At 53.3% G+C, this 25,039-nt stretch carries 20 protein-coding genes; 12 read left to right on the top strand and 8 right to left on the bottom strand.

From position 1 onward, the window contains the following. The first annotated feature begins 257 nt into the window (after positions 1-257). The 6 genes from KOR42_RS08480 to sufD all read left to right on the top strand — a co-directional run bounded on the left by KOR42_RS08480 (position 258) and on the right by sufD (position 6,873). On the top strand, positions 258-1,220 hold the full coding sequence (locus KOR42_RS08480; protein WP_231740791.1) for a fasciclin domain-containing protein: 963 nt from the start codon (positions 258-260) through the stop codon (positions 1,218-1,220). A 404-nt stretch (positions 1,221-1,624) separates the two neighbouring features. Next, positions 1,625-2,257, top strand: coding sequence for a ClpP family protease (locus tag KOR42_RS08475; protein ID WP_146508789.1), 633 nt, complete (start codon positions 1,625-1,627; stop codon positions 2,255-2,257). A gap of 95 nt (positions 2,258-2,352) precedes the next feature. After that, complete coding sequence (clpP, locus tag KOR42_RS08470; RefSeq protein ID WP_146508787.1) at positions 2,353-2,955, top strand: ATP-dependent Clp endopeptidase proteolytic subunit ClpP; 603 nt, start codon at positions 2,353-2,355, stop codon at positions 2,953-2,955. A gap of 133 nt (positions 2,956-3,088) precedes the next feature. Beyond that, complete coding sequence (locus KOR42_RS08465) at positions 3,089-4,045, top strand: hypothetical protein (protein ID WP_146508785.1); 957 nt, start codon at positions 3,089-3,091, stop codon at positions 4,043-4,045. Positions 4,046-4,518: 473 nt separating this feature from the next. Next, complete coding sequence (dapA, locus tag KOR42_RS08460) at positions 4,519-5,412, top strand: 4-hydroxy-tetrahydrodipicolinate synthase (RefSeq protein ID WP_146508783.1); 894 nt, start codon at positions 4,519-4,521, stop codon at positions 5,410-5,412. Positions 5,413-5,553: 141 nt separating this feature from the next. Beyond that, positions 5,554-6,873: a Fe-S cluster assembly protein SufD gene (gene sufD / locus KOR42_RS08455; protein ID WP_146508782.1), complete on the top strand. Its 1,320-nt coding sequence runs from the start codon at positions 5,554-5,556 to the stop codon at positions 6,871-6,873. 128 nt (positions 6,874-7,001) lie between these two features. Here sufD and KOR42_RS08450 read toward each other — a convergent pair whose 3' ends face one another. Further along, positions 7,002-7,724: a metallophosphoesterase family protein gene (locus KOR42_RS08450; protein WP_146508780.1), complete on the bottom strand. Its 723-nt coding sequence runs from the start codon at positions 7,722-7,724 to the stop codon at positions 7,002-7,004. A gap of 334 nt (positions 7,725-8,058) precedes the next feature. Here KOR42_RS08450 and KOR42_RS08445 point away from each other — a divergent pair, with 334 nt between their 5' ends. Continuing rightward, positions 8,059-10,347 carry a PSD1 and planctomycete cytochrome C domain-containing protein gene (locus KOR42_RS08445; protein ID WP_231740790.1) on the top strand — a complete coding sequence of 763 codons (2,289 nt, stop codon included), beginning with the start codon at positions 8,059-8,061 and terminating at the stop codon, positions 10,345-10,347. Positions 10,348-10,380: 33 nt separating this feature from the next. Here the strand turns inward: KOR42_RS08445 and KOR42_RS08440 are convergent, their stop codons facing one another. Then, complete coding sequence (locus tag KOR42_RS08440; protein WP_146508777.1) at positions 10,381-13,356, bottom strand: FG-GAP-like repeat-containing protein; 2,976 nt, start codon at positions 13,354-13,356, stop codon at positions 10,381-10,383. A gap of 85 nt (positions 13,357-13,441) precedes the next feature. Here KOR42_RS08440 and KOR42_RS08435 point away from each other — a divergent pair, with 85 nt between their 5' ends. The 3 genes from KOR42_RS08435 (at position 13,442) to KOR42_RS08425 (ending at position 16,285) form a co-directional block, all read left to right on the top strand. Then, positions 13,442-14,569, top strand: a complete 1,128-nt coding sequence (locus tag KOR42_RS08435) for a sialate O-acetylesterase (RefSeq protein ID WP_146508774.1) — start codon at positions 13,442-13,444, stop codon at positions 14,567-14,569. A gap of 161 nt (positions 14,570-14,730) precedes the next feature. Continuing rightward, on the top strand, positions 14,731-15,171 hold the full coding sequence (locus KOR42_RS08430; RefSeq protein ID WP_146508772.1) for an arsenate reductase ArsC: 441 nt from the start codon (positions 14,731-14,733) through the stop codon (positions 15,169-15,171). A gap of 46 nt (positions 15,172-15,217) precedes the next feature. Further along, on the top strand, positions 15,218-16,285 hold the full coding sequence (locus KOR42_RS08425; RefSeq protein ID WP_146508770.1) for a tRNA dihydrouridine synthase: 1,068 nt from the start codon (positions 15,218-15,220) through the stop codon (positions 16,283-16,285). Between the two features lie 50 nt (positions 16,286-16,335). Here the strand turns inward: KOR42_RS08425 and KOR42_RS08420 are convergent, their stop codons facing one another. Then, entirely contained in the window at positions 16,336-17,346 is a 1,011-nt protein-coding gene (locus KOR42_RS08420) for a YheT family hydrolase (protein ID WP_146508768.1), read from the bottom strand. 142 nt (positions 17,347-17,488) lie between these two features. On the opposite strand from KOR42_RS08420, the gene KOR42_RS08415 reads away from it, so the two are divergent. Further along, positions 17,489-17,908 (top strand): hypothetical protein, encoded by a 420-nt coding sequence (locus KOR42_RS08415; RefSeq protein ID WP_146508766.1) that lies wholly within the window; start codon positions 17,489-17,491, stop codon positions 17,906-17,908. A 220-nt stretch (positions 17,909-18,128) separates the two neighbouring features. On the opposite strand, the gene KOR42_RS08410 is transcribed toward KOR42_RS08415, so the two are convergent. Further along, on the bottom strand, positions 18,129-19,091 hold the full coding sequence (locus tag KOR42_RS08410; RefSeq protein ID WP_146508764.1) for a DMT family transporter: 963 nt from the start codon (positions 19,089-19,091) through the stop codon (positions 18,129-18,131). Between the two features lie 217 nt (positions 19,092-19,308). Further along, complete coding sequence (gene epmB, locus KOR42_RS08405) at positions 19,309-20,364, bottom strand: EF-P beta-lysylation protein EpmB (protein ID WP_146508762.1); 1,056 nt, start codon at positions 20,362-20,364, stop codon at positions 19,309-19,311. A gap of 123 nt (positions 20,365-20,487) precedes the next feature. Between epmB and efp the strand changes: the two genes are divergently transcribed. Continuing rightward, positions 20,488-21,060, top strand: a complete 573-nt coding sequence (gene efp, locus KOR42_RS08400) for an elongation factor P (RefSeq protein ID WP_146508760.1) — start codon at positions 20,488-20,490, stop codon at positions 21,058-21,060. Positions 21,061-21,156: 96 nt separating this feature from the next. Here the strand turns inward: efp and KOR42_RS08395 are convergent, their stop codons facing one another. From KOR42_RS08395 to KOR42_RS08385, 3 genes are all read right to left on the bottom strand, one after another. After that, a complete protein-coding gene (locus KOR42_RS08395; RefSeq protein WP_146508758.1) occupies positions 21,157-21,630 on the bottom strand; it encodes a molybdenum cofactor biosynthesis protein MoaE in 474 nt (157 codons plus the stop codon). A 142-nt stretch (positions 21,631-21,772) separates the two neighbouring features. Further along, complete coding sequence (locus KOR42_RS08390; protein ID WP_146508756.1) at positions 21,773-22,018, bottom strand: MoaD/ThiS family protein; 246 nt, start codon at positions 22,016-22,018, stop codon at positions 21,773-21,775. Next, positions 22,015-24,951: an anaerobic glycerol-3-phosphate dehydrogenase subunit C gene (locus tag KOR42_RS08385; protein WP_146508754.1), complete on the bottom strand. Its 2,937-nt coding sequence runs from the start codon at positions 24,949-24,951 to the stop codon at positions 22,015-22,017. Before KOR42_RS08385 ends, KOR42_RS08390 begins: the two co-directional genes overlap by 4 nt. Positions 24,952-25,039 lie beyond the last annotated feature (88 nt).

The following is a 25,039-nucleotide window of genomic DNA, read 5'->3' as shown; positions in this document are numbered from 1 at the left end:
AGTACTCGTCTGAGCGAGACGTTTTTCATTGAGACAGCTCCTGAGAAAGAGAGACTCCGTGAAGGGCGTCCGGGGACTCTGCGTAATCTCGGACAAATTGAGAAGATCGGTCTCCAAGACGGTCGCTTGGAATACGTCGGAAAATACTGAGAAACTTCGTGGTCAGATCCGGCTCTCATTCTACAAAGCAGGCGTGAACGATTTGAACGTTTTGAATCGTTCAGTTTTCCCTGAACTGAATGAGTGTGAGAACGACCATGTTGAAGAATGTCCTTCCCCTTGCGTTGATTGCTGCGTTGTCTTCCGTTGGTTTCGCTGCCGACAAAAACATCGTTGAGACCGCCGTCGAAGCGGGCTCTTTCAAAACTCTCGCAGCTGCCCTCGGAGCAGCTAATCTTGTTGAGACACTTCAAGGAGATGGACCGTTCACGGTCTTCGCTCCTACCGATGCTGCATTCGCCAAGCTGCCTGCAGGAACGATCGAAGAGCTTCTGAAACCGGAAAGCAAAGAGACTCTGACCGGAATTCTCACCTATCATGTTGTCGCTAGCGAAGTTCCAGCTTCAACAGTTGTCACGCTCTCAGGAGCCACGACTGTCAACGGCCAACGGGTCGACATTGCCACGAAGGATGGAGTGACTGTTGATCAGGCGAAAGTCGTCACAACGGACATTCAGTGCTCGAACGGAATCATTCATGTCATCGATGCTGTCCTTCTTCCAGAAAGCCGATCGATCGTTGGAGTCGCGAAAGAAGCCAAAACATTCGAAACTCTGATCGCCGCGGCACAGGCAGCGGGCTTGGCAGGAGTTCTCGATCAACAAGGTCCCTTCACAGTGTTTGCTCCGACAGACGAAGCATTCGCGAAACTTCCAGCTGGCACAGTCGAATCTCTTCTGAAGCCTGAAAACAAATCGAAACTCGCTTCGATCCTGAAATACCACGTCATTCCTGGCCGAATCTTCTCAGAAGGTGCTCTTGAGGCGGGGAAAGCGAAAACACTGCAAGGTGCTTCGGTTGAAATCGGAGTTGAAGGTGGACACGCGAAAGTGAACGACGCCAACCTTGTCGCCACAGACATCGACGCAGCTAATGGCGTCATCCATGTGGTCGACGCAGTCCTGATGCCTCCAAAGAATGATGAGAGCAAGAAGCAGGCCGCCGTCTACAAGACACCCTGCCAGTCATCGCAGACCGTCGTGATCCGAGTCCGGCACTAAAGTCAGGGACTTGACACCGAAACCGTTGAAGTCGCTGAAGGGACCACAATTCGCCCGAATCTCTCAAATCGCCCATTACTGCAGCTGGCCAGTGAAGATTTTCTTCGCTGGCCAGCTGTTTTTGTGATTGAACGGTCGGATTTCCCATCTCTTTCAGACAGCCAGCGCACGCTCTTTCGTCCTGTGACGAGACCTTTACCATTGGTGCTTTCGTCGCTTCCGTTGATTGAATCAGCGACCGCCGATTTGAAAATTGCCTGCCTGACCGCTTGACCGTGAGATTGCTGATCCAGTATTGCAACTTCTGACATTCAACCGGTTCCAGGGGCGGGATCGACATTGACGCGGTTACACGAAACGCGAACAATCTCCCATTAACAAAGCCTCGACTGACAGGAAGACAGATGTTCGATTTGAACCTTGAACGGCCTTCGCCAGTTCAACCATACAACTCAGACTACCAACGTACCCGGCAGATGACTGTCGGTGACCTCCTGCTGGAGAATCGGATCATCTTTCTGGACGGTCCGATTCACGACGGCAATGCCAATATGATCGTGATGAAGTTGTTGTACCTGCAATCCGAGAATCGGCATCAGGACGTGCACATGTACATCAATTCGCCGGGCGGATCGGTCACAGCTACGCTCGCCATTTACGACACCATGCAGTTCCTCGAATGTAAAGTCGCCACATACTGTGTGGGTCTGGCTGCCAGTGGAGCAGCGATTCTCGTCGCGGGTGGGGAAAAAGGGAAACGCTACATCCTTCCGCACGCAAAGATGATGATTCATCAGCCATACGGTCAGGTCGGCGGACAGGTTTCCGACATCGAGATCCAGGCTCAAGAGATTCTCGAAACTCGCACGACCCTGAACAAAATCCTTTCCGAGCATACCGGACAGCCAGAAGAAGTCGTGGCGAAAGACACAGAACGAGATCGCTACCTCTCACCAGCGGCAGCCAAAGAATATGGCCTGATCGACGAAGTCGTGATGAAGAAGTCGAAGGCGAAATCTGATTCCTCAGCATCCTGACCAGCGTCAAATTGACTGAAGGATTCAGAGACTCATTTCGCAATATCCACTCGGGTGATCAACTTCGAAACCAACGGAATCACGAAAGCATTCACATGTCAAATCTTGTCCCATTTGTTGTCGAAAAGTCCGGTCGTGAAGAACGGGCCATGGACATTTACAGCCGACTGCTGAAAGACCGAATTGTCTTTCTCGGCTCTCAAGTCAACGATCAGGTCGCAAACCTGCTTGTCGCTCAATTGCTTTACTTGCAGTTTGAAGATCCCAAGTCAGACATCCATCTCTACATCAACTCCCCGGGTGGCTCCGTCACTGCAGGAATGGCGATTTATGACACGATGCAGTACATCACGTGTGATGTCGCCACGTATTGCATGGGACAGGCTGCGAGTATGGGAGCACTCCTGTTAACAGCTGGTTCTGCCGGCAAACGGTATTCGCTTCCCAACTCTCGAATCATGATTCACCAGCCACTGGCAGGAATGGAAGGGACAGCGACTGACCTGGATATTCATGCCAAAGAAGTGATCAAGATGAAGAGGAAGCTCAACGAGATCCTCATCAAACATACCGGTCAATCTCTCGAGCAAATCGAACAAGACACTGACCGAGATAATTTCATGGACCCGGAAACTGCACAAGAATACGGACTGATTGATAGCGTCCTCGACCGACTTCCACACGGACTGGAAGGATAATCGTTTTTCGAATCGGACTTCATGAGCGAGGACAACAATCAACACGTCGGACCCCGCAACCGATTGCGTTGAATGAATGATTTCACCCTCATTCATGAAGTTCGAGTAGAAAATTCCATAAACCTGAGTCAGCATGATGCACCAGACCAACACATGGATGTGGGGCCGGACAATTTGTTTCGGTTGGGCCGGAGGTTTGTTCCTGAGCGTGTTGGGCTGCGCATCGACGAGTCATATCGATCTGCTCGAAGCCAGACTCCGCGAACAGGAAGTCGTGGTTGACCGCTACGAACGCGAAGTCGAAGCTGTTCGCGAACAATTGATCACCGCCCAGCGACGGACAGCGATGCTGGAAGAACAACTCGCCGGAACAGGCTCGCAACTGGTGTCTGCGGAGGTCACTGAGCAAATTGCGGCGATTGAAGGAATTCGATTCAACACGCTCCTGACCGGTGCTCAGGATCTCGATTCAGAACCGGGTGATGAGCGACTTCACGCGATGGTGTACCCTCACGACGGCGATGGCGATCTGGTCAAACTCGTTGGTCAGATCACTTTCGAAGCCATCGATCTCTCGCTCCCTGAAAACGAGAGGACCGTCGGTCGATGGGAGATGAACAGTCAGGAAGCTCTCGAGTACTGGCACAATGGATTTCTCTCTTCCGGATTCAAGTTTGAATTCCCCTGGCAATCTCCTCCTGCCGGAGATGAAGTTCTGCTGCACGTGAAGTTGAAAGCTCCGGACGGACGTGAATTTCGGACGTCGCACACGATCAAGGTCGATCCCCCCAAGTTTCTGGCCACGGTCCGCCAGTCTCCGGATCTGATTTCAACACCACAAAAGCCGGCGAATCCCCCACTTTCCCCCAATGGGGTCAGTGATCCGAAGCAGCCGCCGACGGATACGACCGATCCTCAGCAACCGCCCACAGCGATCGACGTCCTTGATCCGTTTCCTGATTCAGAGCAACCTGTTACCAAAGCGGGATTTGCAACGATCAGCGACGATGGCGATTCCCCAGCTCCGTTCCCGCAAGGCGTTCAAACCTCGGACAATTTCCGAGACGAGACGATTCCCGCTTATCGCTAGGGCTGCTTGATCCAATCACGTCGGCACAAAGTCAGGCTCAACCTCCGTTAGCTGGGTTGAGGTGGGAAATCCGTACGGGCGAGAGAATTCTCTTCTCAAACACTCTCTCGGACGGAGACTGTGACGCTTTCGATTGAAGGGCGATCTCTCTAAGATGCGTCACTAAGAGACTTGGATCAAGTGTGAGATTGATCCAGCTTCTGCAGCGACATTCTACGAAAGAGCTGGTTCTCAGAAAGACCGCTCAGATACTTGTATCACTCCGTTTCGTGTGTGAAGTGGCAAGTTCTGGAGATCCGTGACTGAGACCTCAATCGAGACACTGCAGGCAAATTCAACAGAGCCGCCGATTCCGAGTGATTCTTGAAGCCGTTGTTAAATCGATGCTGGGTTGAAATTCCAGTCGATTCGCAGGTTTCGAAGAATGAGTGAAATTCGGCGGTCGTTTAAGACAGAGAGATCGGGAGTTCAAAATGGCCCGCAAGGGGGAGATGTTTGCAGGACTGACGGTTGCGCTCGTGACACCATTTCGAGATGGTGCCGTCGATGAGAAAGCGCTGCGAGGTCTTGTAGATCGCCACGTCGAGGCGGGAACAGATGCTGTCAGCCCGTGTGGAACAACCGGAGAAAGCCCGACGCTCAGCCATGACGAGCACGAGCGTGTGATCGCAATTGTGTGCGAACAGGCTTCCGGCCGCATCAAGGTGATGGCGGGAACAGGGTCCAACAGCACAGCGGAAGCGATTCGCCTCACTTCACGCGCCAAAGAGTTCGGAGCCGATGGAGCCTTGCTTGTCGCTCCTTATTACAACAAGCCGATGCAGGAAGGCTTCTACGAACACTACCGGGCCATCGCCGAATCCGTCGACATCCCGCAGGTCGTTTACAACATCCCCGGTCGGTCCGCGAAGAACATCGAACCGGAAACCATTTGCCGGTTGGGTGAGTTGGAAAACATCGTCGCTGTCAAAGAATCGACAGGGTCGATGGATCAGGCTTCCCAGATCCTCAACGGCAGCAACTTGACCGTCCTCTCCGGAGACGACAGCCTGACCCTGCCACTTCTGGCACTGGGCGCTTCCGGTGTTGTCTCCGTCGCGGGAAACATTGTGCCGACGGATGTGAAGGCAATGATCACAGCGTGGAAATCCGGGGACGTCGCGGAAGCCCAACGCCTTCACCACAAACTCTTCCCGTTGTGTCGAGACATGCTCGGATTGGCAACAAATCCGATCCCACTCAAAGCAGCGATGAGTCTCCTCGGACAAGATACGGGAGACGTTCGCTTGCCACTCACTCAGCTGAGTGAATCGGGCGTTGAGAGTCTTCGTACGACGCTTGAGAAATACGGCCTGTTGTCCTCTTGATCCGGGGAATCGAACATTCAGGACTATGATTGGAGCGCGCAGCTCTATAATGAAGCTGTGCCGGGGTCCTTCTACAGACCTCCTTTGCCCGTTCGTCGTCATCTGACACAACAGCTTTCAACTGATTGAGAACGTAACACCATGGCAGCCACAACAGCCGAAAACCGAATTGCATTCGATTCCGCAGGTTTCGAGTCGTTCCTGAGCACACGTAATGAACCCGAGTGGCTTCAGAAATCGCGTCGCGACGCTTTCGAGCAGTATCAGCAACTGAGTTCAGAACCTCTCGATCCCGAAGAGTTCAAGCGACTGGATTTGCGAACCTTCCGCCCTGAGCGGTACTCGCTGAACACTTCGTCCTCCGGAGAGACTTCGTTTGAAACTCTCATGCAGGATCGTGGAGAGTTCGGCGGAGCGATTGTTCAGGTCGACGGAGAATGCGTCAGTTCGTCTCTGAGTGACGAACTGAAAAGTCAGGGAGTTCTGTTCGGGAATCTGTCCGAATTGCTCATCGAACATCGAGAACTTCTCGAACCGTACTTTCTCAAGAAGGCTGTGAAGGCAGGACAGGATCGATTCTCCGCATGGCATGCCTCTTTCTGGACAGGCGGAGCCGTTTTATACGTTCCGCGAAATGTCGAGATCGACGTTCCGCTTTACAGCTTGATTGGACTGCAAGGAGACAAGGCTGCCGATCTCAGCCACACATTGATCATTCTTGAAGATGGAGCCTCTGCCACACTTCTTGAAGAGACTTCCTGTACCGACGAAAACGCCGACGGACTTCATGTGGGAGCCGTCGAACTGATCGTTGGTCAAGGCTCTCGATTGCGGTATGTGCAGCTTCAAAACTGGAACGAAAAAGTCCGTCACTTCGCCCACCAGTCAGGCCGCGTGGCTCGTGATGCCATGTTGCAGTGGACTGTTGGCGGACTCGGTGGCAAGCTGATGCACATCCATCAGGACGTTCACCTCGATGGCCGCGGAGCCCATGCTCAGGTCAACGGCGTCACTTTCGCAACCGACAAACAGTTGCTCTCTTACTACACCCAGCAGACTCATCATCAACCGGACACATCATCCGATCTGCTCTACAAGCAGGTCTGTCGGGATCAATCTCGTTGTGTCTGGAGAGGGATGATCAAAGTTGATGACATCGCACAGAAAACAGACGGCTACCAGCGAAACGACGCTTTGATGCTCAGTCCTAATGCTCGAGCTGACGCCATTCCTGGACTTGAAATCGAAGCTGATGATGTGCGCTGCACACACGGTGCGACGGCCGGTCAGGTTGACGAAGAGCAGGTCTTCTACGCCATGTGTCGCGGACTCTCTCGATACGAAGCGATGCACGTCATCGTCGAAGGATTCTTTGCTGAAGTCTACGACCGCATTCCAGTCGAACTCGTTCGCGAGACGCTCAGCCAGGCTGTGGAACGCAAGCTTGGTATTGGCGATTGAAGTAAGCTCCCCCGCTGACTTCCTTCACTTTCGCAACTGACCACTTTCGAACGACGCGCTGCGCCGTCACAAACGGCGCCGTACTTGTCTTCGTCGTATCAAACGGCGCATGATCAAACAGCGCCTTGTCAATCACTGACAGGCGGCTTGGGCACGGGAATTGGCATCGGCTCGCTCGGACGCTCTTTGAGTTGTCCCCATTTGCTTGCCTGCCAAACTTCCCCGCTCGTCAAATCGAGTGCAGTGAGCCACCCGTAGTTGTAGCAGGCCGTGTCGAGGCAGATGAGGTGGCCGAGGTCGAGAATTTCCCCGGACCGTTGCTCCGTGTGTCCCACGACAACAGTCTTTCCGGACACATGCGGTTCGGGATAGGGCTTCTCAATCAGTGTCCAACGCAAGATGTGCGGCGGCCATTCCTCAGGAGGAACGTCCGGGAGATACAGAGCGTGCGTGAAAATGTGCGTGTCGGTCTCGTAGAAGTCGACCGTGCTGCGGATGAACTCGATATGCTCAGCAGGCACCGCGTCGATGTCGCCTCCAAAGTGATAAGAGTTGACCGTCGTCGTCCCTCCGAAGAGCATCCATGACTCTTTCGCTCGTTCGCTTTCCAAAGCTGCGAGAAACATTTCTTCATGGTTTCCTCGGATGGCTACGAGATTGCATCGCTCCGAGAGTTCGATCAGCAGGTCCAGAACTTCTTTTGACTCCCAGCCCTGATCGATCAGATCTCCGAGACAGACAAGCGTGTCGTCCGGTTGGAGATCCGCGATTTTGACCAGTGTGTCGAGAGCATGAACACATCCGTGGATGTCTCCAATCGCAACCACCCGCGACGACGAACTTTGTGTCATCGACCGACCCTCAAGATCTCTTCAACAGATAGCACTTTCTTCATCGATTGATCCTCAAGACGGAACAGAAAAGCTTCAGAACGATTCAGAGATTGGGGCCGACACAGCTCTTTGCACCTGAAAAGTGTGCACGTCGGTCCACGTCCAAGACATAGAACGCCTTAAACGGTAGTCAAAACAACGATCAGAAGCGTACCATAAAAGGAAAATTTTATTCGAGAATCGATCCATCATTGGATCTTGCTACGGAGTCCTTTCGGTTCACATGCAATCCTCAAAATCTTCCTTCGCGAAAATTCTGGTTTGTCTCAGCGTCTGCTTCTGTGGAAGCGTTTTGACGAACGCCCTCCTGGCGGACTCTCCGAGTTACAATCGCGACATCAGGCCGATTCTGTCCGACAAATGTTTTTACTGCCACGGTCCGGATGAAGAGGATCGACAGGCCGATTTGAGGCTGGACGACGAAGCTGCGGCGAAGCAAATCGCCATCACGCCCGGGAGTCTCGAAGAGAGTCTGCTCATTCAACGAATTTTGAGTGACGATGAATTCGAGAAGATGCCGCCACCCGATTCCGGGAAGGAACTCTCGGAGAGTGAAATCCAATTGCTTTCGGAATGGATTCAGTCTGGCGCCGAATACGAACCTTACTGGGCCTATGTTGCTCCTCGTGATGTCCCCGCTCCCGATTCCGAGTCACACACGGATTGGGCGACCACGGAAATCGATCGGTTTATCTCAGCCCGTCTCGCAAAAGAATCCTTGTCGCCGTCTCCCCCTGCGGATTCTGTGACGCTCGTCCGTCGCCTCTACTTCGATTTGATCGGACTTCCTCCGACTTCCGAAACCATCGAACAATTCGCCGAGTCTCCCAGTGAAGAATCTTACGAGAAGCTGGTGGACGAACTCCTCGCTTCCCGACATTTCGGGGAACGAATGGCAGCGTACTGGCTCGATCTGGTTCGCTTTGCAGACACCGTCGGCTATCACGGGGATCAGGATCACAACATCTCCCCGTATCGCGACTGGGTCATTTCCGCCTTCAACTCGGATATGCCGTTCGATGAATTTACAAAGTCACAGTTGGCTGGCGATTTGATCAACGACGAGGACCTCAACCAGTTAATCGCATCAGGGTACAACCGATTGCTTCAGACATCTCATGAAGGAGGTTTGCAGCCTAAAGAGTATCTCGCAATTTACGCAGCTGATCGGGTTCGCAACCTGTCGGCCGTCTGGATGGGAGCCACGGTGGGTTGCGCTCAATGTCACAATCACAAATACGATCCCTATACGATCGAAGACTTTTACTCGCTTGCTGCTTTCTTTGCCGACGTCGACGAAGCCCAACACTTCAAACTCGGAAGCAACGCTCTTCCAACGCGGCGCCCCCCAGAAATTCCAATCTTTTCTCCCGAGCAGAAAGAACGTTTGCAGGAAATCGACGACTCCCTCAGCAAGTTGACGGAAGAAGATTCCGAAGAGCGATCACAACTTGAAAGTGAAAAGAAATCCATTGAGAAGAGTGCCCGATGGACAATGATCACGAAGTCCATCGAGCCCCGCACCATGCGTGTGCTGCCCCGTGGAAACTGGCTCGATGATTCCGGCCCTGTGGTGCAACCTGCCATTCCACGTTTTCTCGGTCAAGTCGATCACGAAGGGGAACGGGCCACGCGTCTCGATCTGGCAAACTGGCTGACGGATCCGACTGAGGGAGTTGGCGGCCTGACAGCCCGGGTTCAAGCCAACCGGATCTGGTACCTGTTATTCGGGACGGGTCTTTCAAGGTCTCTCGACGATTTTGGGGGGCAGGGCGAACCACCCAGCCATCCGGAACTTCTGGATTACCTCGCGCTCCAGTTCATCGACTCCGACTGGAGCATCAAGAAACTCATGAAACAGATCGTTATGAGTCAAACGTATCGACAATCCTCCGTCGCTTCGGAAACGCTTCGATCCAAAGATCCCGAAAATCAACTGTTCGCCCGGCAAGGTTCTTTTCGTCTGCCTGCCGAAATGGTTCGGGACAATGCCCTCGTCGTGAGCGGACTTCTGAATGACGAATTCGGCGGCAGCAGCGCCAAGCCCTATCAGCCCAGTGGATACTATCGTCATCTCAACTTTCCTACACGCGAGTACGAGTTCGACAAGGACCGCAATCAGTATCGGCGGGGAGTTTACATGCACTGGCAACGCCAGTTTCTCCACCCCATGTTGAAAGCCTTCGACGCACCGAGCCGTGAAGAGTGCACTGCTCAACGCCCTCGTTCCAACACACCATTGGCCGCACTTGTCTTGATGAATGATCCGACGTTCGTCGAAGCAGGCCGGGCATTCGCTGAGCGCATTCTCACCGAAGCTGAACCGGAAGAATCTGATCGCATTCAATTTGCCTTTAACGAATGTCTCTCACGAAACCCGGATCCCGTTGAACAGGAAATCCTGATTGATCTTCTGGAGCGAAGCCGCAAGGTCTACCAGCAAGACGTTTCTGCTGCCGATCAACTTCTTGAAGTGGGCCTCGCACCGGTCGAAGAGGTCTCAAACAAGGCGGAACTCGCCGCCTGGACGACAGTCGCTCGGGCAATCTTGAATTTGAACGAGACAATTACACGAAACTAATGCTGAGCAGAAAGAGCGATTGGCCGTTGCCGTCTATTCAACTGGGCGTTCCGTCGTTCCCGAATCACTCGACAGCAGGACCGGTTGCCCCTCGACACAGATCCATTCCTGATTCCCGGAGACATCTGCGAACTCCTGAACGAGTCCGCCGGGCCAGCGAACGACGAGCCGTTCGATCCGCTCCGCATCACTCAATCCCAACTGAATCGTCTTTTCGTTCGAGCAGGCATATCCATCTCCCGAAGTCACACACGCTGTCAGTGTCTGCTCATCGAAGTGCGCCTTGATCGTCGTTCCAACAGCGTTCCGATCACTTCGAGTTCCAATCAATCGAATGCGAAACCAGTTTCCCAGCTTCGTCGAACGATTCTCCAGGAGCGCGAATGGGTCGTCGATATGCGTGACCGCGACGTCGCGAAGCCCATCACGGTTGAAGTCAACAGTTGCAACCGCTCTCGCGAAACCCGGCTTCTGAAAATACGCCCCAAGAGTTTCGGAAGAAAGCCGATGAAAAACACCTCCACCGGTATTCTCAAAGAACTGAGCTGTCATTCGGTCGGGTTCGCCGGTTGCGAATGACCAGTCGATATGCCCGTTGGCGATGAAGAGATCGAGGTCGCCATCAAGATCGGCGTCGAGGAATTGCGTTCCGAACCCAAGTACCGGCAGGCTTTGCTCTCGTAATCCGAATGCTGAGGTCTCATCGGCAAACCCCGACTCGCTCGACTGCGAATAGAGCGTGTTTGACTCTCCGTAAAAGTTCGTCACGAACAAATCAAGCTGCTCGTCGCCGTTCACGTCACCTGTCGCAATGCCCATCGAAGATTGCGTCCGTCCCGCTCCGTCCGTCGCCACACCTGCCAGAACTCCGTTTTCCTGATACTTCGGAATCCCAGAATCGGTGATTTCAGCACGTTCATAGAAGAAGTTGGGGGTCGTGTCGTTGGCGACAAACAAGTCGAGCGATTGACTCTCGTCAATGTCCGCAATGATTAGCCCCATCCCCTTTCCATCCTGACCGTCGAACCCAGCCAGATTGGTCACATCTCTGAATCGGCCGTCGCCGAGATTCAAATAGAAGACATCCCCAGCCGCCGCAAAAGCAGTCGGAGGACAGGCACGCGGGCTCCCTTGAGAAACACATGAGCCCCTAAGCACAGAATCACGGTCCAGATAATTCACGACATAAAGATCCGGGAGACCGTCTCCGCTGAGATCTCCGAACCCAGCGCTGATCGACCAGTCATCCCCCGCTGTTTGAGACAGTTCGGTAACGTCGGCAAATGTGCCATCGCCAAGGTTTTCGAACAGATGATTTCCTCGCAACGTGCAGATGTACAAATCCATCAATCCATCACAGTTGAAATCGGCAGCTGTGATCCCTTGAGTGTAACCCGCCGAAGCGAGACCGGTCTGAGACGTCACGTCGGCAAATCTTCCGTTTCCGAGATTACGAAAGAGCCGATCCACGCGCTGAGTTTCAAGATCGGAATTCCGCCAATCGTTTCCTTGAGCTAACGCCAAGTCCGGCCACCCGTCAGCATCGAGATCAATCACCGCGACTCCGCCGCCCGTCGTCTCCACGAGATGACTTAAGGGATTGGGCGATCGGGAACCGTTGTCGTATGTGAGATTGATGCCAGCTTCCTCAGCGACGTTTTCGAACCGAATCTCAACCGGTCTCTGCGGCTGATCCCCTTGGAGATCCGCCAATGGAGCAAAAGTCTTCAACCAGTCGATTTCGTTCTGTAATACGAACGAATTGCGAAGACTCTCCACGAATGGCCCTTTAGGATCACTGGAGATTTTCAGAAGCAGTACAGAGGGATTAAGTGAAATCCAATCGACCGCTTCGTCTGACCAGGGCTTTGCTCGTTCCCAGAGAATCGCCAATAGCGGATCGCCGAGTTGCCGCAATGACTGCTGAATGGCTTTCACTGTTTGTTGATCGAAACGAGATTGGAACTCGCTCAACAGCCCGGATAGTTGGCGGAGAATTCGAGCTCGTTCTTCCGCTTCTGAAACGAGGCCTGGATTCGGGTAATTGCCGAGCAGTTCAGCGAGTCGTTCCGTCGCTCGCAGGTGGCGAGGCTGACGACTCAAGACCCGCGTGTAGCAATACCTCGATTGTTCGATCTCACCGACTGCCTCGCATCCAAGCCCTCTGGCCATCCAAACTTCCGGATGGTCTGCACATGCGACAGGAAGTGCCGCATGCCACGTGGGGAACTCATGAGGACGCAGTTCCAGCACCAGTTGGCCAATTCTTCCTTGTGCATCTCCCAGTTCTGGATGATCTGCAGCAACGTTTCGAAACAGGTCCAATGCGCTCTCGGGAAGACTTCGTTGAAGTGCATCGTGCGCGAGACTCAACCGGTTGACCAATTGCCCGTCCGGTTGGCTCTCGATTGACATCGAAACGAGCCTCGTATCCTCGGTCATCTCGCCAAGCCCAACTGCCGAGACCAACGTCTTGGAATTGATGAATCTTCCCTGATGGAGTCGTCGAGCGAGCTGAAACGCTTCGAAGGACCGACTTTGCCGTTGATAGATTTGAAGAAGGAGAAACCCACCCGATTGATTCAGCTGTTGTCGTTCGAGGAGCGATTCCAGAATCTCTTGAGCTTCGTCGAGTCGGCCAAGCTTGACCAACACCTCGCTTCTGACAACATCAAGATACGGCAAGGTCTGCGATTCGCTTCCAGGAGAAAGCTGCGTCAGCGCTGCTTGGCTGCGTCCCTGTTCGAAGAGCGAAGCAGCCAACAGTGCCTGAGCAATTTGATTTTCAGGAGACGCTTTGAGAAGCTGTTCGGTCAGTCGCTGGGCCTTGGGGAAGTCCTTGTTTCGAAAGGCTTGCTGAGCGCGATCGAGTGAATAAGTTCGCGTGAACATGACAACCGAGATGACAGCGATTGCGAAGAGACCAATCAGGAACAGAGAAATGCGCATCAGAAGATAGAATCGATTGGAAGTCATCTGTGTCTGCATTTCGAAGGCATTGATCGTCATCGGATCTCTTCGATGTTATGCTGAGTTCGCGAATGTTTCATCTCAGGACCGCATCCTCTCCTCTGATCAACCAGGGAATGCATCAATGTTCCAACTCGATGCTCTGAGCTTCTCCAGATCCCGATTGCACATCGGTTTGATCGTCTTCATTTTGGGCTGTCTGTGGTCTCCATTGATATTGGCTCAAACCCCTGAGTCAGCGTTTAACAAAGATCCGTGGCCAGCTTCGAAAGAAGGTCCCGTCAAAGTCTTCATTCTGGCCGGACAGTCAAACATGCAGGGACACGCATCGCTGCGCACTCTCGAGTACCTCATCTACAATTCGGAGACAGCCAAAGAATATCAACACTGGAAAGACAAAGACGGTCTCTGGACGCAACGCAATGATGTCTGGGTCTGGACGACTGACGGCCCCCGATCCGGAAGCCTGAAACCGGGATTCGGAGCACGCGAGTTCAAAATCGGACCGGAGCTTGGCTTCGGATGGGTCGTCGGCGAAGCGTTCGATGAGCAGGTTCTTCTCATTAAGACTTGCTGGGGAGGACGAAGCGTTCGAAGAGATTTTCTCTCACCGAGTTCCAAACAACCCGACGCTGAACAACTTCAAGCGGATCTCGAACGAGCGCAGCGTCGAAATCCAATGGCGACACTGGAAGAGGTCCAGCAGTCCTACGGGAAAGATTATCGTCTCATGCTTGAGCACGTCTCCGAGGTCCTTGATTCCGCGGACCAATTGTTTCCGGACGCTGGGAAATCGAGAACTTACGAGTTGTCCGGATTCGTGTGGTTTCAAGGCTGGAACGACATGGTCGATCGTGAACAGCGCGAGGAAAAGTACCAGCAGTACACAGTCCGACTCGCGACGATGATCGAGGATCTTCGAAGAGACCTGTCAGCTCCGGACCTGCCGGTCGTCATTGGAGAACTTGGAGCGAATGGAAAACGAGGCGATTTTCAAGCTGCTCAAAGAGCGGCCGCAGAGTCACTCGACAATGTCGCCTTTGTCCCCACCGTCGAATTCTGGGACTCGGAAACGGCCGAGCTGGCAGAACGTGAAGTCTGGAAGACTCCGCAATGGACTGAGTACTACAACGTTGGATCAGATCGCGGTTACCACTATCTCGGGAGTGCAAAGATTCTTACCCGCATCGGTCAGGCACTCGGGGTCGAGATGGTCGAACTCGTCAAACAGTCCCCAAAGACCGCCCCGTGATGTCCCCACTTCCGGATCTTCCCCATTCTCTCATCTGCTTTTGACAGAAAAATCACCGAACCGCATCATTGTGGTGTTCCAGGCAGATCGCCGAGCGAGAAATAGCAGTTTAGACTTCGGTGCGACATCAGATTGGACCGAACTTCGATTGAAGGATCGAAATGAAACGCCAACGGGTTCTTTTTTTGTGCACCGGAAATTCCTGTCGCAGCCAAATGGCAGAGGGAATCCTCCGCGAACTCGCTTCCGACCGGTTTGATTCTCTTTCAGCGGGTGCGAAGCCAGCGGGATACGTTCATCCCATGGCGGTCGAAGCGATGAATGAGCTAGGCGTCGACATCTCGCAACAGTCAAGCAAGCACATCAACGAATTCCTTCCTCCCGAAGGAACGCCTCCCGATTTGATCATCAGTGTTTGTTCCGCTGCGGAGAAGGAATGCCCACTCTTTCCGGGCGACGTTGAACGCTGGCACTGGCCCTTCGATGACCCTGCTTATGCGACAGGAAGCGACGAAGGAAAGATGCAAGAGTTTCGCCGCGTCCGGGATGAAATTCGCCAGCGATTGGCCGACGAGTTGATCTCACCCGGTTCTGTGACATAGTGTGCGGGCTGGTTCCCACATTTCGTTGCAGAAATTAGTCTCGCTCGTGTCACTTGCCGCCTCCTCAGAAACTGACGAATCGCCGATTGATATCGGAAATCGGCGTATTCCTTCCCGCTATTTTCTGGCGCCGCTCGCTGGCTATACACACCTGGCATTTCGTCGAGTTATCCGTGAATTGGGCGGGTTGGGCCTTGCGACAACGGACCTTGTCCTCGCATCACAGCTTGTGGCGAAGAGTCGAAAGTCACAACAACTGGTGGCCACGTGTGAGAGCGATCAGCCGCTTTCGGTACAGATCTTCTCCGGGATCACTGCCGAACTGGTGAAGGCTGCGAAGTGGCTGGAAGATCGTGGATATCAGGGAATTGATATCAACATGGGCTGTCCGATGGCGAAGATCAACAGCTCCGGCGGGGGAGCCCGATTGATGTGTGATGTCGACGGAGCATGCACAGCAGTCTCTCAGGTCGTCGAAGCGGTGTCCGTTCCTGTCACTGTCAAAATGCGGCTGGGCTGGGACCGCGATCACCTGACCGCACCGGCACTCGCACGCGAGTTCGAGCAGTGTGGGCTCAAGGCCATCACCATTCATGGTCGAACACGGCAACAGGGGTTTCACGGAAGCGTCGACCTCGACGGAATTCGAAAGACGGTCGAAGCGGTTCAGTCGATCCCGATCGTTGGAAACGGTGACGTTCGTACCCCGGAAGATGCGATTGCAATGCGACAACAAACCGGTTGTGCTGCGGTTGCGATCGGACGCGGCGCCATTCTCGACCCGTGGATTTTCCGGAAACTGGCCGATCAGGCACGCGGTCTTGAGCCGTTTGAACCGTCGCGGAATGATCAGATCGAGTTTTTGAAGCGACATTTCACACTGATGTGTGAACAGCACGAAGACTATAGCTGCATCCTGTTTCGCAAGTTCGTCGGCTGGTACGGACAGCGGCTCGGCATCCCGGAAGATCTTGAAGATCGACTGCGCCGCTTCGAATCAATTGAAGAATTCAATGAGATTGTCGAACAGGTCGCCGAGCGTCATGGAGAACGAGTTGCAACCGTTCCGACCGCACTCTTGAAGGTTCCCAACGGACCGGTTGAACGCTGGTAGCTGGCGAAGGAATGGAACCCGGAGCTGAGCCAATCGGCAATTCAGACTCTTCAGGCAGCGAACTTCAGCCGCGTTTCGCTTGATTCTCTCGTGAACCAATCGATAACGCGCCAGTCGGCCCACCATCGGTCAGGATCATCACCCGTGCAACCGAAGTATCCGAGATGGCCACCGGACTCGGCGATGTGCAGTTCAACTGCTGAAGGGCGAGTCAGGTCGTGAAGAATCTTGACCGGGATGAGCGGATCATCCTCAGCCGAAAGGATCATTGTCGGAACATTGATGCGTGAAATATACGGAGCGGCACTACAGGCATCATAGTAATGTGCGGCACTCCGGAATCCTGATCGCGGAGCCGTGAAGGCTTCGTCGAAGCAGATGATCCGTCGAGGCGCGTCGATCGCGTTGGCGATGAGGGATTTATCGAACGAATTGCAAAGCTGTCGAAACATCATCTTTGCGAAATAGCGATCGTAAAATCCGAAAGCCCGACGTTGAACTGCAGCTGTGCAGGCTCCGAGGTCGACTGGTGGGTTGACCGCAATGGCCCGGTCCACGAGCGAATCAGCTGTCTCGGAATGTTCTCCCAACCATTTCAGGACGATATTTCCACCGAGCGAGAACCCAGCGAGAAAGACTTGAGAACCTGGACAGAGTTGAGAGATGACCTCCATTGCCGATTGCAGGTCTTCCGACCGACCAGCGTGGTAGAGATTCTTTGAAAGCCCTTCGCCAGCTCCGCATCCTCGCAAATTGAGTCGGAATGTTCTGACGCCCTGTTCGCGAAGCTTCTGTGCGATTCTTCGAATATGAGGGGATTCAGCAGACCCTCCCAAACCGTGCAGCAGCACTGCAACGGGATCCCCGTCCTTCCAGCGACTGGCAGGGAAGTCATCCATCAAGACCAATTGGTCACCGTCGTCCAATTCGATATGGCGTCGAATGGAGATTTCACGAGACTTTTGCGTCCCGCTAATCCACGCGCCGAAGATCGTTTGGAGATGACCACCAACCACGAGTGGGTGTGGGCGAAATGGGGGGTATGGAGTATTCGTCGACATCGTCTACTTGTCGTCGTGACTTGAATTTAGAAGTGTCTCACTGGGATAGGTTAGAGACTTCTTCCTAATAATGCCATTCGACTTTATCGGCGAAACTCAGGGGAAATCAGCGGCTGGATTCTAAAAGTGAAAAACTTTCACGATGAAAAGTGTCGTTTTGCGACCAGAGATCTTCGTCGACGACCTCATTCACACCTTCGCCGTCATGAAGTACGAACTTGCCGTCTCCATCCGGGAGGAAGAACTTCCGAAACCACAACATTTGGCAGACACGGGCGCGAGGGCGATGAAGAGTGACCCGTATTCCGCGTTCGTGCCAGTCGAACAGCATTCCAAAGAAGCCGCTGGGCACATGCTGTACGAATTTCATATCGACCCCGATCTGGCCGATGTGGTCTTCGTTGACCAGTTGCACGATGGAATCACGCAGCAGGGAAAGGTCGGCACCATCCCAGATTTCCATTTTCCCGATTCCGATGATGGTCACATCATCATTCTCGGTGATCGTCAGGCCGTGTGTGTACTTGCGTTCCGCCATAGGTCTCGATGCTGCCTGGTCTAAACTTGTGTCGTTGGCAATCAGGTGGTGTTTGCCGAATAACGCAAGGAAGGGGCCACATCGAAAACCGAGGCCAGAATTCGTCAAGGGAATTGAACACAAAGCTATTCAGTGATGCGTGTTACAGAGAATTTGAACTCTTTGACCGAGTCCGCAGCTCGCGAATTGTGTTGACCTGATGCATCAATTGCAGCGATTTGACGTTGGCAAAATGCAACATCGATCACTTTTTGAAGGGACGATTTCGATTCACGAGATAGATTCCCGCTGCAACGAAGAGACCTGAAGTGACCAACCACCGGGACAAATGATCACCTCGTATAAAGTACGCCAGCAAGATTCCAACAAGTGGTGTTCCAAAACTAAACACAGAGACTTGCGAGGCACCATGTTTTTGCAGCAACATCGCATTGATTGCAAAACAGGCCCCGGAAACTGCAATGCCCCCATAGAGAATCGCGATCACCGCATCGGTCGTAATTGGTTTCCCAGTCGGAGTTTCAGTAAACACACTCAGCACGAAGAGGAGTGCTGTCCCAACGATGTCGTGCCAGAGAATCATCGACGTCGGCGGGACTTCCTGAACAGCCTTCTTCACGAGCAGAATTTTGATCGCCAGCACAAAACCGCTTGAGGCGAGAATCAGATCTCCCCAAAGCGTCGGCTGATCCATTTCGGAAAGAGACTCGTTGTTCGCATTTCCGACAAGCAGCAACACCCCGGAGCCAGCCAGAAACAATCCGAAGACTTGCCACCATCGAAATCGAACGGATCGACGGACCCAGCCTTCGTAGATTGCCACCCAGAAGATGTAGCTGTTGACGAGAACCGTCGCGTGCGACGCATTCGAAATCGCCGTCCCATAATTGAACGTGGCGATTTGAACGAACATCAACACTCCGACGAGTGATGAGAGCCACAACTGTCGACCTGTCAGAAAAACTGGTGTTCCGTCGATTCGACACCAGAACACCATGAAAATTGCAGCGAGGCCAAACCGCAAAACGCCCACGAACAGTGGAGGAAAGACATCGATTGCGACTTGGTTCGCAACAGCTGTTCCGCCCCAAAGAGTGATCGTCATCAGTGCGAGAAAGACTGAAACCGGCCCCATCGGTTGATGGTCCGCCCGCAAATCGCTCGGACTTCTGACTGAAGAGTCCTCGGCGGTCTCAGAAGTTGTCATGGGGGAATCGAATCCGAAAATCAGGAAGGCAAGGAGGAGGGAACTTTACTCTTGATCCATCAAATTGCCATCAACACATTGTTGTCACATGGCTGCGATCTGAAAACAGGCTGCGTTTGCCGTTGAATGCGTCTCAGCGATTGAACAGAGTTTTCGTCCTGCACGCTCGTGCGAATTCGCGAAGAAGGGTTTCCAAAGTGGACAATGGATCGCTGCTTTATTCGATGGGTTGTTTCGAAAGGGCACCGGGAACTTCCTGCACATATCTGGGAACAGCATATCCCGGGAGTCGTTTTCTCAATTCGTCAACAAGCTGCTTACCTTCTTCCATCGGGACTTCGAAATGGCTGGCCCCGGAAACCCGATCGAGTTGATGCAGATAGTACGGCATGACGCCGAAGTTGGCACAGTGCTCGCATAAATCAACCAGTGCTTCGACCGAATCATTGATTCCTCTGAGCAAAACCGCTTGATTCAGCAGCGGAATTCCCTGTTGCTGAAGACGCGTGATCTGATCCAGACAGTCTCCCTGAAGCTCATTCCGATGATTCGAATGGATGACCATCACCACCTGCAATCGGGTGTTGTGAAGAGTTTGAATCAATTCCTCTGTGATTCGGTTGGGAAGAACGATCGGAATTCGCGAATGAATTCTTAGCCGCTGCACGTGCGGGATCTGTTCGATGCGATCGACCAGTTGTTGCAATTTGTGGTCATTCCAAACGAGAGGGTCTCCTCCGCTTAAAATGACCTCACTCAATGTTTCATCCGCTGCGATTTCTTCGAAGGCGAGTTCCCAGGCAGCGAGACTCTTGGGAGCAAGGTCATAGGGAAACTCCCGACGGAAGCAATATCGACAGTGAATCGCGCAAGTTCCGGTCAAGACGAGGAGCGCTCGCCCTGTGTATTTCCTCAGGAGGCCTTCGGTTGACTGAGCTTGCAGATCACCCGTTGGATCACTGACAAATCCCGTGGCCGATTGTTCTTCCTCTGCAACGGGCAAGACTTGCAGCAAGAGCGGATCGCGGGGGTTGCCGACCTCCATTCGCTTCAGAAAACTCTCCGTCACGACGACCGGGAACGTCTCGGAAGCTTTGGAGGAAACACTTTCGATGGACAAACCGAGCCGGGAACAGAGATCTTCGGGAGTGCGGACGGCGCTGGCCAGTTCTTGTTGCCAGGTCGAAACTTCAGCTTTCGATTGAGATTGGCCGATTGAGGAAACATGCACTTTGGGATTGAGGGGTGTCAACGTTTCCCCAGTGACTGGCATGTGCTATTCTCCTCCGCAAAATTAGGCTCGGTGACGTTGCATTCAGGAAGTGAGATTCTTCCCTGAGAAATGGTTCCAACTGGCCTGCCGAAGTCAAGTTAGCGATTGAATGGAAAAACTCCAATGCCACAGATTAATGCCGGTGATTTCAAGAAGGGAGTAAAAGTCATTGTCGAAGGGTCTCCTTACGAAATGATCGACTACAAGTTCGTCAAGCCAGGTAAGGGCCAGGCGCTTTACAAAACAAAGCTCCGAAATCTTCTGACCGGCAGCTTGCTCGACATCACCTATCGCAGTGGCGACAGCCTCGAAGCAGCCGATATCAAAAACGCAGACGGCTTGTACTCCTACTTCGACGGTTCCAGCTACATCTTCATGGACAACGAAAGCTTCGAGCAGGTCAGCCTGGCCAAAGAGGTCGGTGAAGAACAACTCCGGTTCGTCAAAGAAGGGGAACCGTGCGGCCTGTTGTATTGGAATGAACAACTCATCAGCGTCACTCCTCCGAAGCACGTCATTCTGGAAGTGACCTACACTGAACCCGCCGCCAAAGGGAACACAGCGACCAACGTCACGAAGCCGGCGAAAGTCGAAACCGGTGCCGAGATTCAGGTTCCGGCCTTCATCAGCGAAGGTGAGCGAGTACGAATCGATGCCGAAACCGGCAAATACCTGGGTCGAGAAGCTGCCGAATAGGGCAGTTCGAATTTCCCCGTGCGATTGAATTGATTGCTCAGCATGGTCTTCGTGTGAATCGCTGTTGCGAATTCGCGAAGACCAGTATCATCGCTCCTACGATTCGGGAGATTCGCTGGCGGGAAGACCGGAGTCAGCGCCGGGATGCACCCATTCGGTCGTTCCGTCAACCCAGTTTTCGCGTTTCCAAACGGGAACCCGCACCTTCAGCTCGTCAATCAAAAACTGCCCCGCAGCGAAAGAGTCACCTCGGTGAGGCGTACTGACTCCGACCACGACACTTGCTTCCGCAAGCTCAAGCCGTCCAGTTCGATGAATCAGCGCAACCTTTTGAATGGGCCATTTCTCTTTGGCTTCTGACGCGATCTCTTGCATCTTCGCGACTGCCATCTCCGGGTACGCCTGATAGTCGAGAGCGACGGTCTGCCGTTCTCCGGTCATTTCACGAACCGTTCCCAGAAACAACACGACGGCCCCCGCAGAACGTGTCGTGACGAACTCTTGAACGACACTCACGTCAATCGGTTGATCGACCAGTTCGATCCAGCAATCGCTTTCATTGAATGACATCTCACCAAACCCTGTCGATGAATTGAAGACTCACAGCCACTAGAGCATTTTCAGTTTTGGTGTGCACTCACTCGCACGAGCAAACTCGGCCTTTTACCTGATGAAAAAGCTCAAGCGAGTGCACAGGTTAGAGCAACTTGCTCTAACCTCCGCTCACTGGAGGAAAGCAAGCAACCTCCGCATTGTCGGGAATGGCATCTCCGTCCTGCACATAATTGTTGTTCACCGCCACAAGAAGTTGTTTCGACAACACTTCCAATTGAGGAAATTGCTGCGTCAGCGCAAGCTTGAACTCGGCCACTGTCGGGTTCTCATCAAATTCCAACTCGGTTGACGACGTCCCGGCAAGGTCCGATGCGCGAGCAAATAGAAGGACGGAAACACTCATGTTGTCAACAACCGTTTGTTGCGAGAGGGAGTCAGTTTGTTCTTAAGCGAAGGCATCAATCCGTACGCAAGTGCCATCAATTTTAATGGGTGAAGAGTGGGAACCGAAGACTCCTGCAACATTTGAAACTGACAGCTGCTGCATTCGGTCGCGCCAAATTCGAGATCGCTTCGCTGCATCTCCAGAATCAATTCGCTTCCGAACTCGAGGGACTTCTCGAAGTTCGTCGCGGTCATCCCGAAAGTTCCCGCCATTCCCGAACACCCTTTTTCGATCTCTTCAACGGTCAGTTCAGGGATCAGCCTTAAAAGCTCGACGAGCGGATTCGTCGGATTCAGGTATCGTTGATGACACGGTGTGTGATGAACAACACGATGAGGAAACGGCGAAAAATCCTGCTTGAGTTCCCCACGATGATGAAGCTGTTGAAGAAAAGTCCCGGCATCAATTGTTTGTTCGGCGACGACCAGCGCATCGGGATGATCGAGCAGTCGCGGGTACTCCTCTTTCAGGCAGACAGCCGCCGTCGGTTCCGTGCAGACGATTTGTTTTCCTTCACGGGCTGCCTCTGACAAAACCTTCACATTGATTTCCGCCAGTTCTCGGGCAGCATCGAGATCACCTGCACAGATCATCGCCATGCCACTGGCGACCTGTTCCTTGGGAACAAGGACCGGGATGCAATTGTGATCCAGAATCCGGACAAATGCTTCAGCAAGTTCCGTATCATGAAAGTTCGCGAAGTAGTCGACGAAGTAAACGATGTTCGCTTTCTTGTTGAGTTGGTCCTGATTCTGTCGCTTTGACGACGAAGACGTCTTCAGAAACTGACGTCGGGCAAATCGCGGCAATCGGCGTGCTCGCGAGATCCCAAGCAGTTTTTCGATGAGCCATCTCATCATGGAATTTCCGAGCGACCAGTTCGCGATCGGAGAAATCGCCACTCCTAAACGACCGAACGAATGAGCACGCGACAGATACCAGTCAGCCCGCGAGAGTCCATTCGCATTGACGCACTGCGCCTTGGCTTCGATGGCAAGTGCGGGAATGTTGACATTGGAAGGGCACTCCAAATGGCACTGCTTGCAATTGAAACAGCTGTCCGCGAGTTCTTTCGCCTCGTCAGTGGAGAACGCCTTGGGATCGAGCGAATTCGTCACCAGCGAACGAACAAGATTGGCCTTCGCACGCGGGGAATTCGCTTCCATCGGATCAACGGCGAAGAATGGACACATTCGTGTTGAGTCGTTGACAACCTTGCAGCTTCCGCATCCGTTGCATCGCAACAGTTCATCGACGATTTCTTCATTCCGCCAGTTCAGCTGCAGGTTGACCAGTGAAGACGGTTGCTGCTTGGGATCGGGATTGATGCGGAGATCCCGGATTGTCAGATGCGGATCGTCGTTCAGAATCTTCCCCGGATTCATCAGGTTATGTGGATCGAAAAGATCTTTCACTTCCTGAAAAACTCGATAGAGCGGACCGTACTGGCTGCGAACGAATGCCGTCCGTGCCAGTCCATTACCATGCTCACCGCTGACTGTCCCGCCGAACTGAAACACCGTTTCGTAAAGATCGCGCGAGAGTGATTCGAGAACCTGACTGTTTTCGTTATTCGGAATCGGAAGAAAGGGACGGAAGTGAATCTGTCCGGAGGCAGCGTGCGCGTACAAGCTTGCCGTGACCCGATACTTCTGAAAGATCCGTTGAGCCTTCGTCAGAAACTCATGCAGACAATCCGGGGGAACCGCAATATCTTCGATCAGGGGAAGGGGACGTGTTAACCCACGAAGTCGAGTCAACAACGGAACAACTCGATACGGAAGCGACCAGAGTGCATCGACTTCCCGATCGTCATAGCACTCCTTGGCAACGTAGACCTGTGAATCAATCGCCCGCGCGGCACTCATTACGTCACGCAGACGGTCACGGACCTGCCGTTCGCTATAACCTGTCTGCTCGACGAGAACCGCTGCTTCCGCCTGTTCGGGGATCAATCGAGAGAGGTCTTCGTCGAATTCTCTGGCCAGCGACAGTAATCGCCGATCCATTAAGTCGCACGCGCTGGGCTGCAGAGGAATAATCTTCTGAATCGCACGAACAGAGGACTCAATGTCTTCGAACAGTAAGAGTGCAACTCCACGCTGTTCCGGACGGGGAGAAATGTGAAGCGTCGCTTCGGTGAAAATCCCCAATGCTCCTTCCGATCCGACGAGGAGTCGGGGAAGATCGAGTTCGTTCTCTTCCAGAACTCCGCGCAACTGAAAACCGGAACAGTTGCGAATCAGCTGCGGTTGCCGTTCGCGAATCAGACCTTCATGGGTTTGAAGCAGCAGCCCCAGTTGATGGACGAGTTCGTCCTCGACTCCCGGTTCCGGAATCGCGAGGACATCCTGATATCGGCGAGCTTCGAAAACCGTTCCGTTGGCTAGAACCGTTTGAATGCTCTGAACGTGGTCCCGCATTGAGCCAACTCGCACAGCATGCGAACCGGCCGCATCAACAGCCAGCATGCCCCCGATCGTAGTGACCGCGGTGTTGGATGGATCCGGAGGGAAATACATGCCCCGGTCGCGAAGAGCCTCATTCAATTGATCGCGGACGACTCCGGTCTGAACACGAACCGTCGCTTCATCAACAGCAAGAATCCGATTCATATGCCGTGAAAAATCAACGATCAGCCCCCGACCTAAACACCCGCCGGCGAGTCCGCTTCCGGCGCCTCTTGGAATCAGCGGGACATCGTTTTCCGAAGCATACTGACAGAGCAGAACGACATCTTCGGTCGAATGAGGGAGAGCCACCCCCAACGGAAGGATCTGATAGATGCTGGCATCGCTGGAATAGATTTCGCGCGCAGCTGCGTTGAAGCGAAGTTCCCCACTGAACTCGCTCTTCAAGTCATCCAGGATTCGTTGTTGTTGTTCGTCCAAAGTGGGTCAATTCGAAGCATTCGAACGGAAACAGGACTTCGTGAAGGGTCGCCAGAAAATTCAGTCGTCACTCTCTTCCGACGGTCTG

The sequence above is a fragment of the Thalassoglobus neptunius genome (assembly GCF_007859735.1).
Lineage (GTDB): Bacteria > Planctomycetota > Planctomycetia > Planctomycetales > Planctomycetaceae > Thalassoglobus > Thalassoglobus neptunius.
Note: the sequence above shows the minus strand (reverse complement) of the source record. Positions and strands in the feature narration are given on the sequence as shown.

Coding starts and splice junctions, on each gene's coding strand:
- KOR42_RS08480 (WP_231740791.1), top strand. CDS start 258: ATGTTGAAGAATGTCCTTCCCCTTGCGTTGATTGCTGCGTTGTCTTCC.
- KOR42_RS08475 (WP_146508789.1), top strand. CDS start 1,625: ATGTTCGATTTGAACCTTGAACGGCCTTCGCCAGTTCAACCATACAAC.
- clpP (WP_146508787.1), top strand. CDS start 2,353: ATGTCAAATCTTGTCCCATTTGTTGTCGAAAAGTCCGGTCGTGAAGAA.
- KOR42_RS08465 (WP_146508785.1), top strand. CDS start 3,089: ATGATGCACCAGACCAACACATGGATGTGGGGCCGGACAATTTGTTTC.
- dapA (WP_146508783.1), top strand. CDS start 4,519: ATGGCCCGCAAGGGGGAGATGTTTGCAGGACTGACGGTTGCGCTCGTG.
- sufD (WP_146508782.1), top strand. CDS start 5,554: ATGGCAGCCACAACAGCCGAAAACCGAATTGCATTCGATTCCGCAGGT.
- KOR42_RS08450 (WP_146508780.1), bottom strand. CDS start 7,724: ATGACACAAAGTTCGTCGTCGCGGGTGGTTGCGATTGGAGACATCCAC.
- KOR42_RS08440 (WP_146508777.1), bottom strand. CDS start 13,356: ATGACGATCAATGCCTTCGAAATGCAGACACAGATGACTTCCAATCGA.
- KOR42_RS08435 (WP_146508774.1), top strand. CDS start 13,442: ATGTTCCAACTCGATGCTCTGAGCTTCTCCAGATCCCGATTGCACATC.
- KOR42_RS08430 (WP_146508772.1), top strand. CDS start 14,731: ATGAAACGCCAACGGGTTCTTTTTTTGTGCACCGGAAATTCCTGTCGC.
- KOR42_RS08420 (WP_146508768.1), bottom strand. CDS start 17,346: ATGTCGACGAATACTCCATACCCCCCATTTCGCCCACACCCACTCGTG.
- KOR42_RS08415 (WP_146508766.1), top strand. CDS start 17,489: ATGAAAAGTGTCGTTTTGCGACCAGAGATCTTCGTCGACGACCTCATT.
- KOR42_RS08410 (WP_146508764.1), bottom strand. CDS start 19,091: ATGACAACTTCTGAGACCGCCGAGGACTCTTCAGTCAGAAGTCCGAGC.
- epmB (WP_146508762.1), bottom strand. CDS start 20,364: ATGCCAGTCACTGGGGAAACGTTGACACCCCTCAATCCCAAAGTGCAT.
- efp (WP_146508760.1), top strand. CDS start 20,488: ATGCCACAGATTAATGCCGGTGATTTCAAGAAGGGAGTAAAAGTCATT.
- KOR42_RS08395 (WP_146508758.1), bottom strand. CDS start 21,630: ATGTCATTCAATGAAAGCGATTGCTGGATCGAACTGGTCGATCAACCG.
- KOR42_RS08390 (WP_146508756.1), bottom strand. CDS start 22,018: ATGAGTGTTTCCGTCCTTCTATTTGCTCGCGCATCGGACCTTGCCGGG.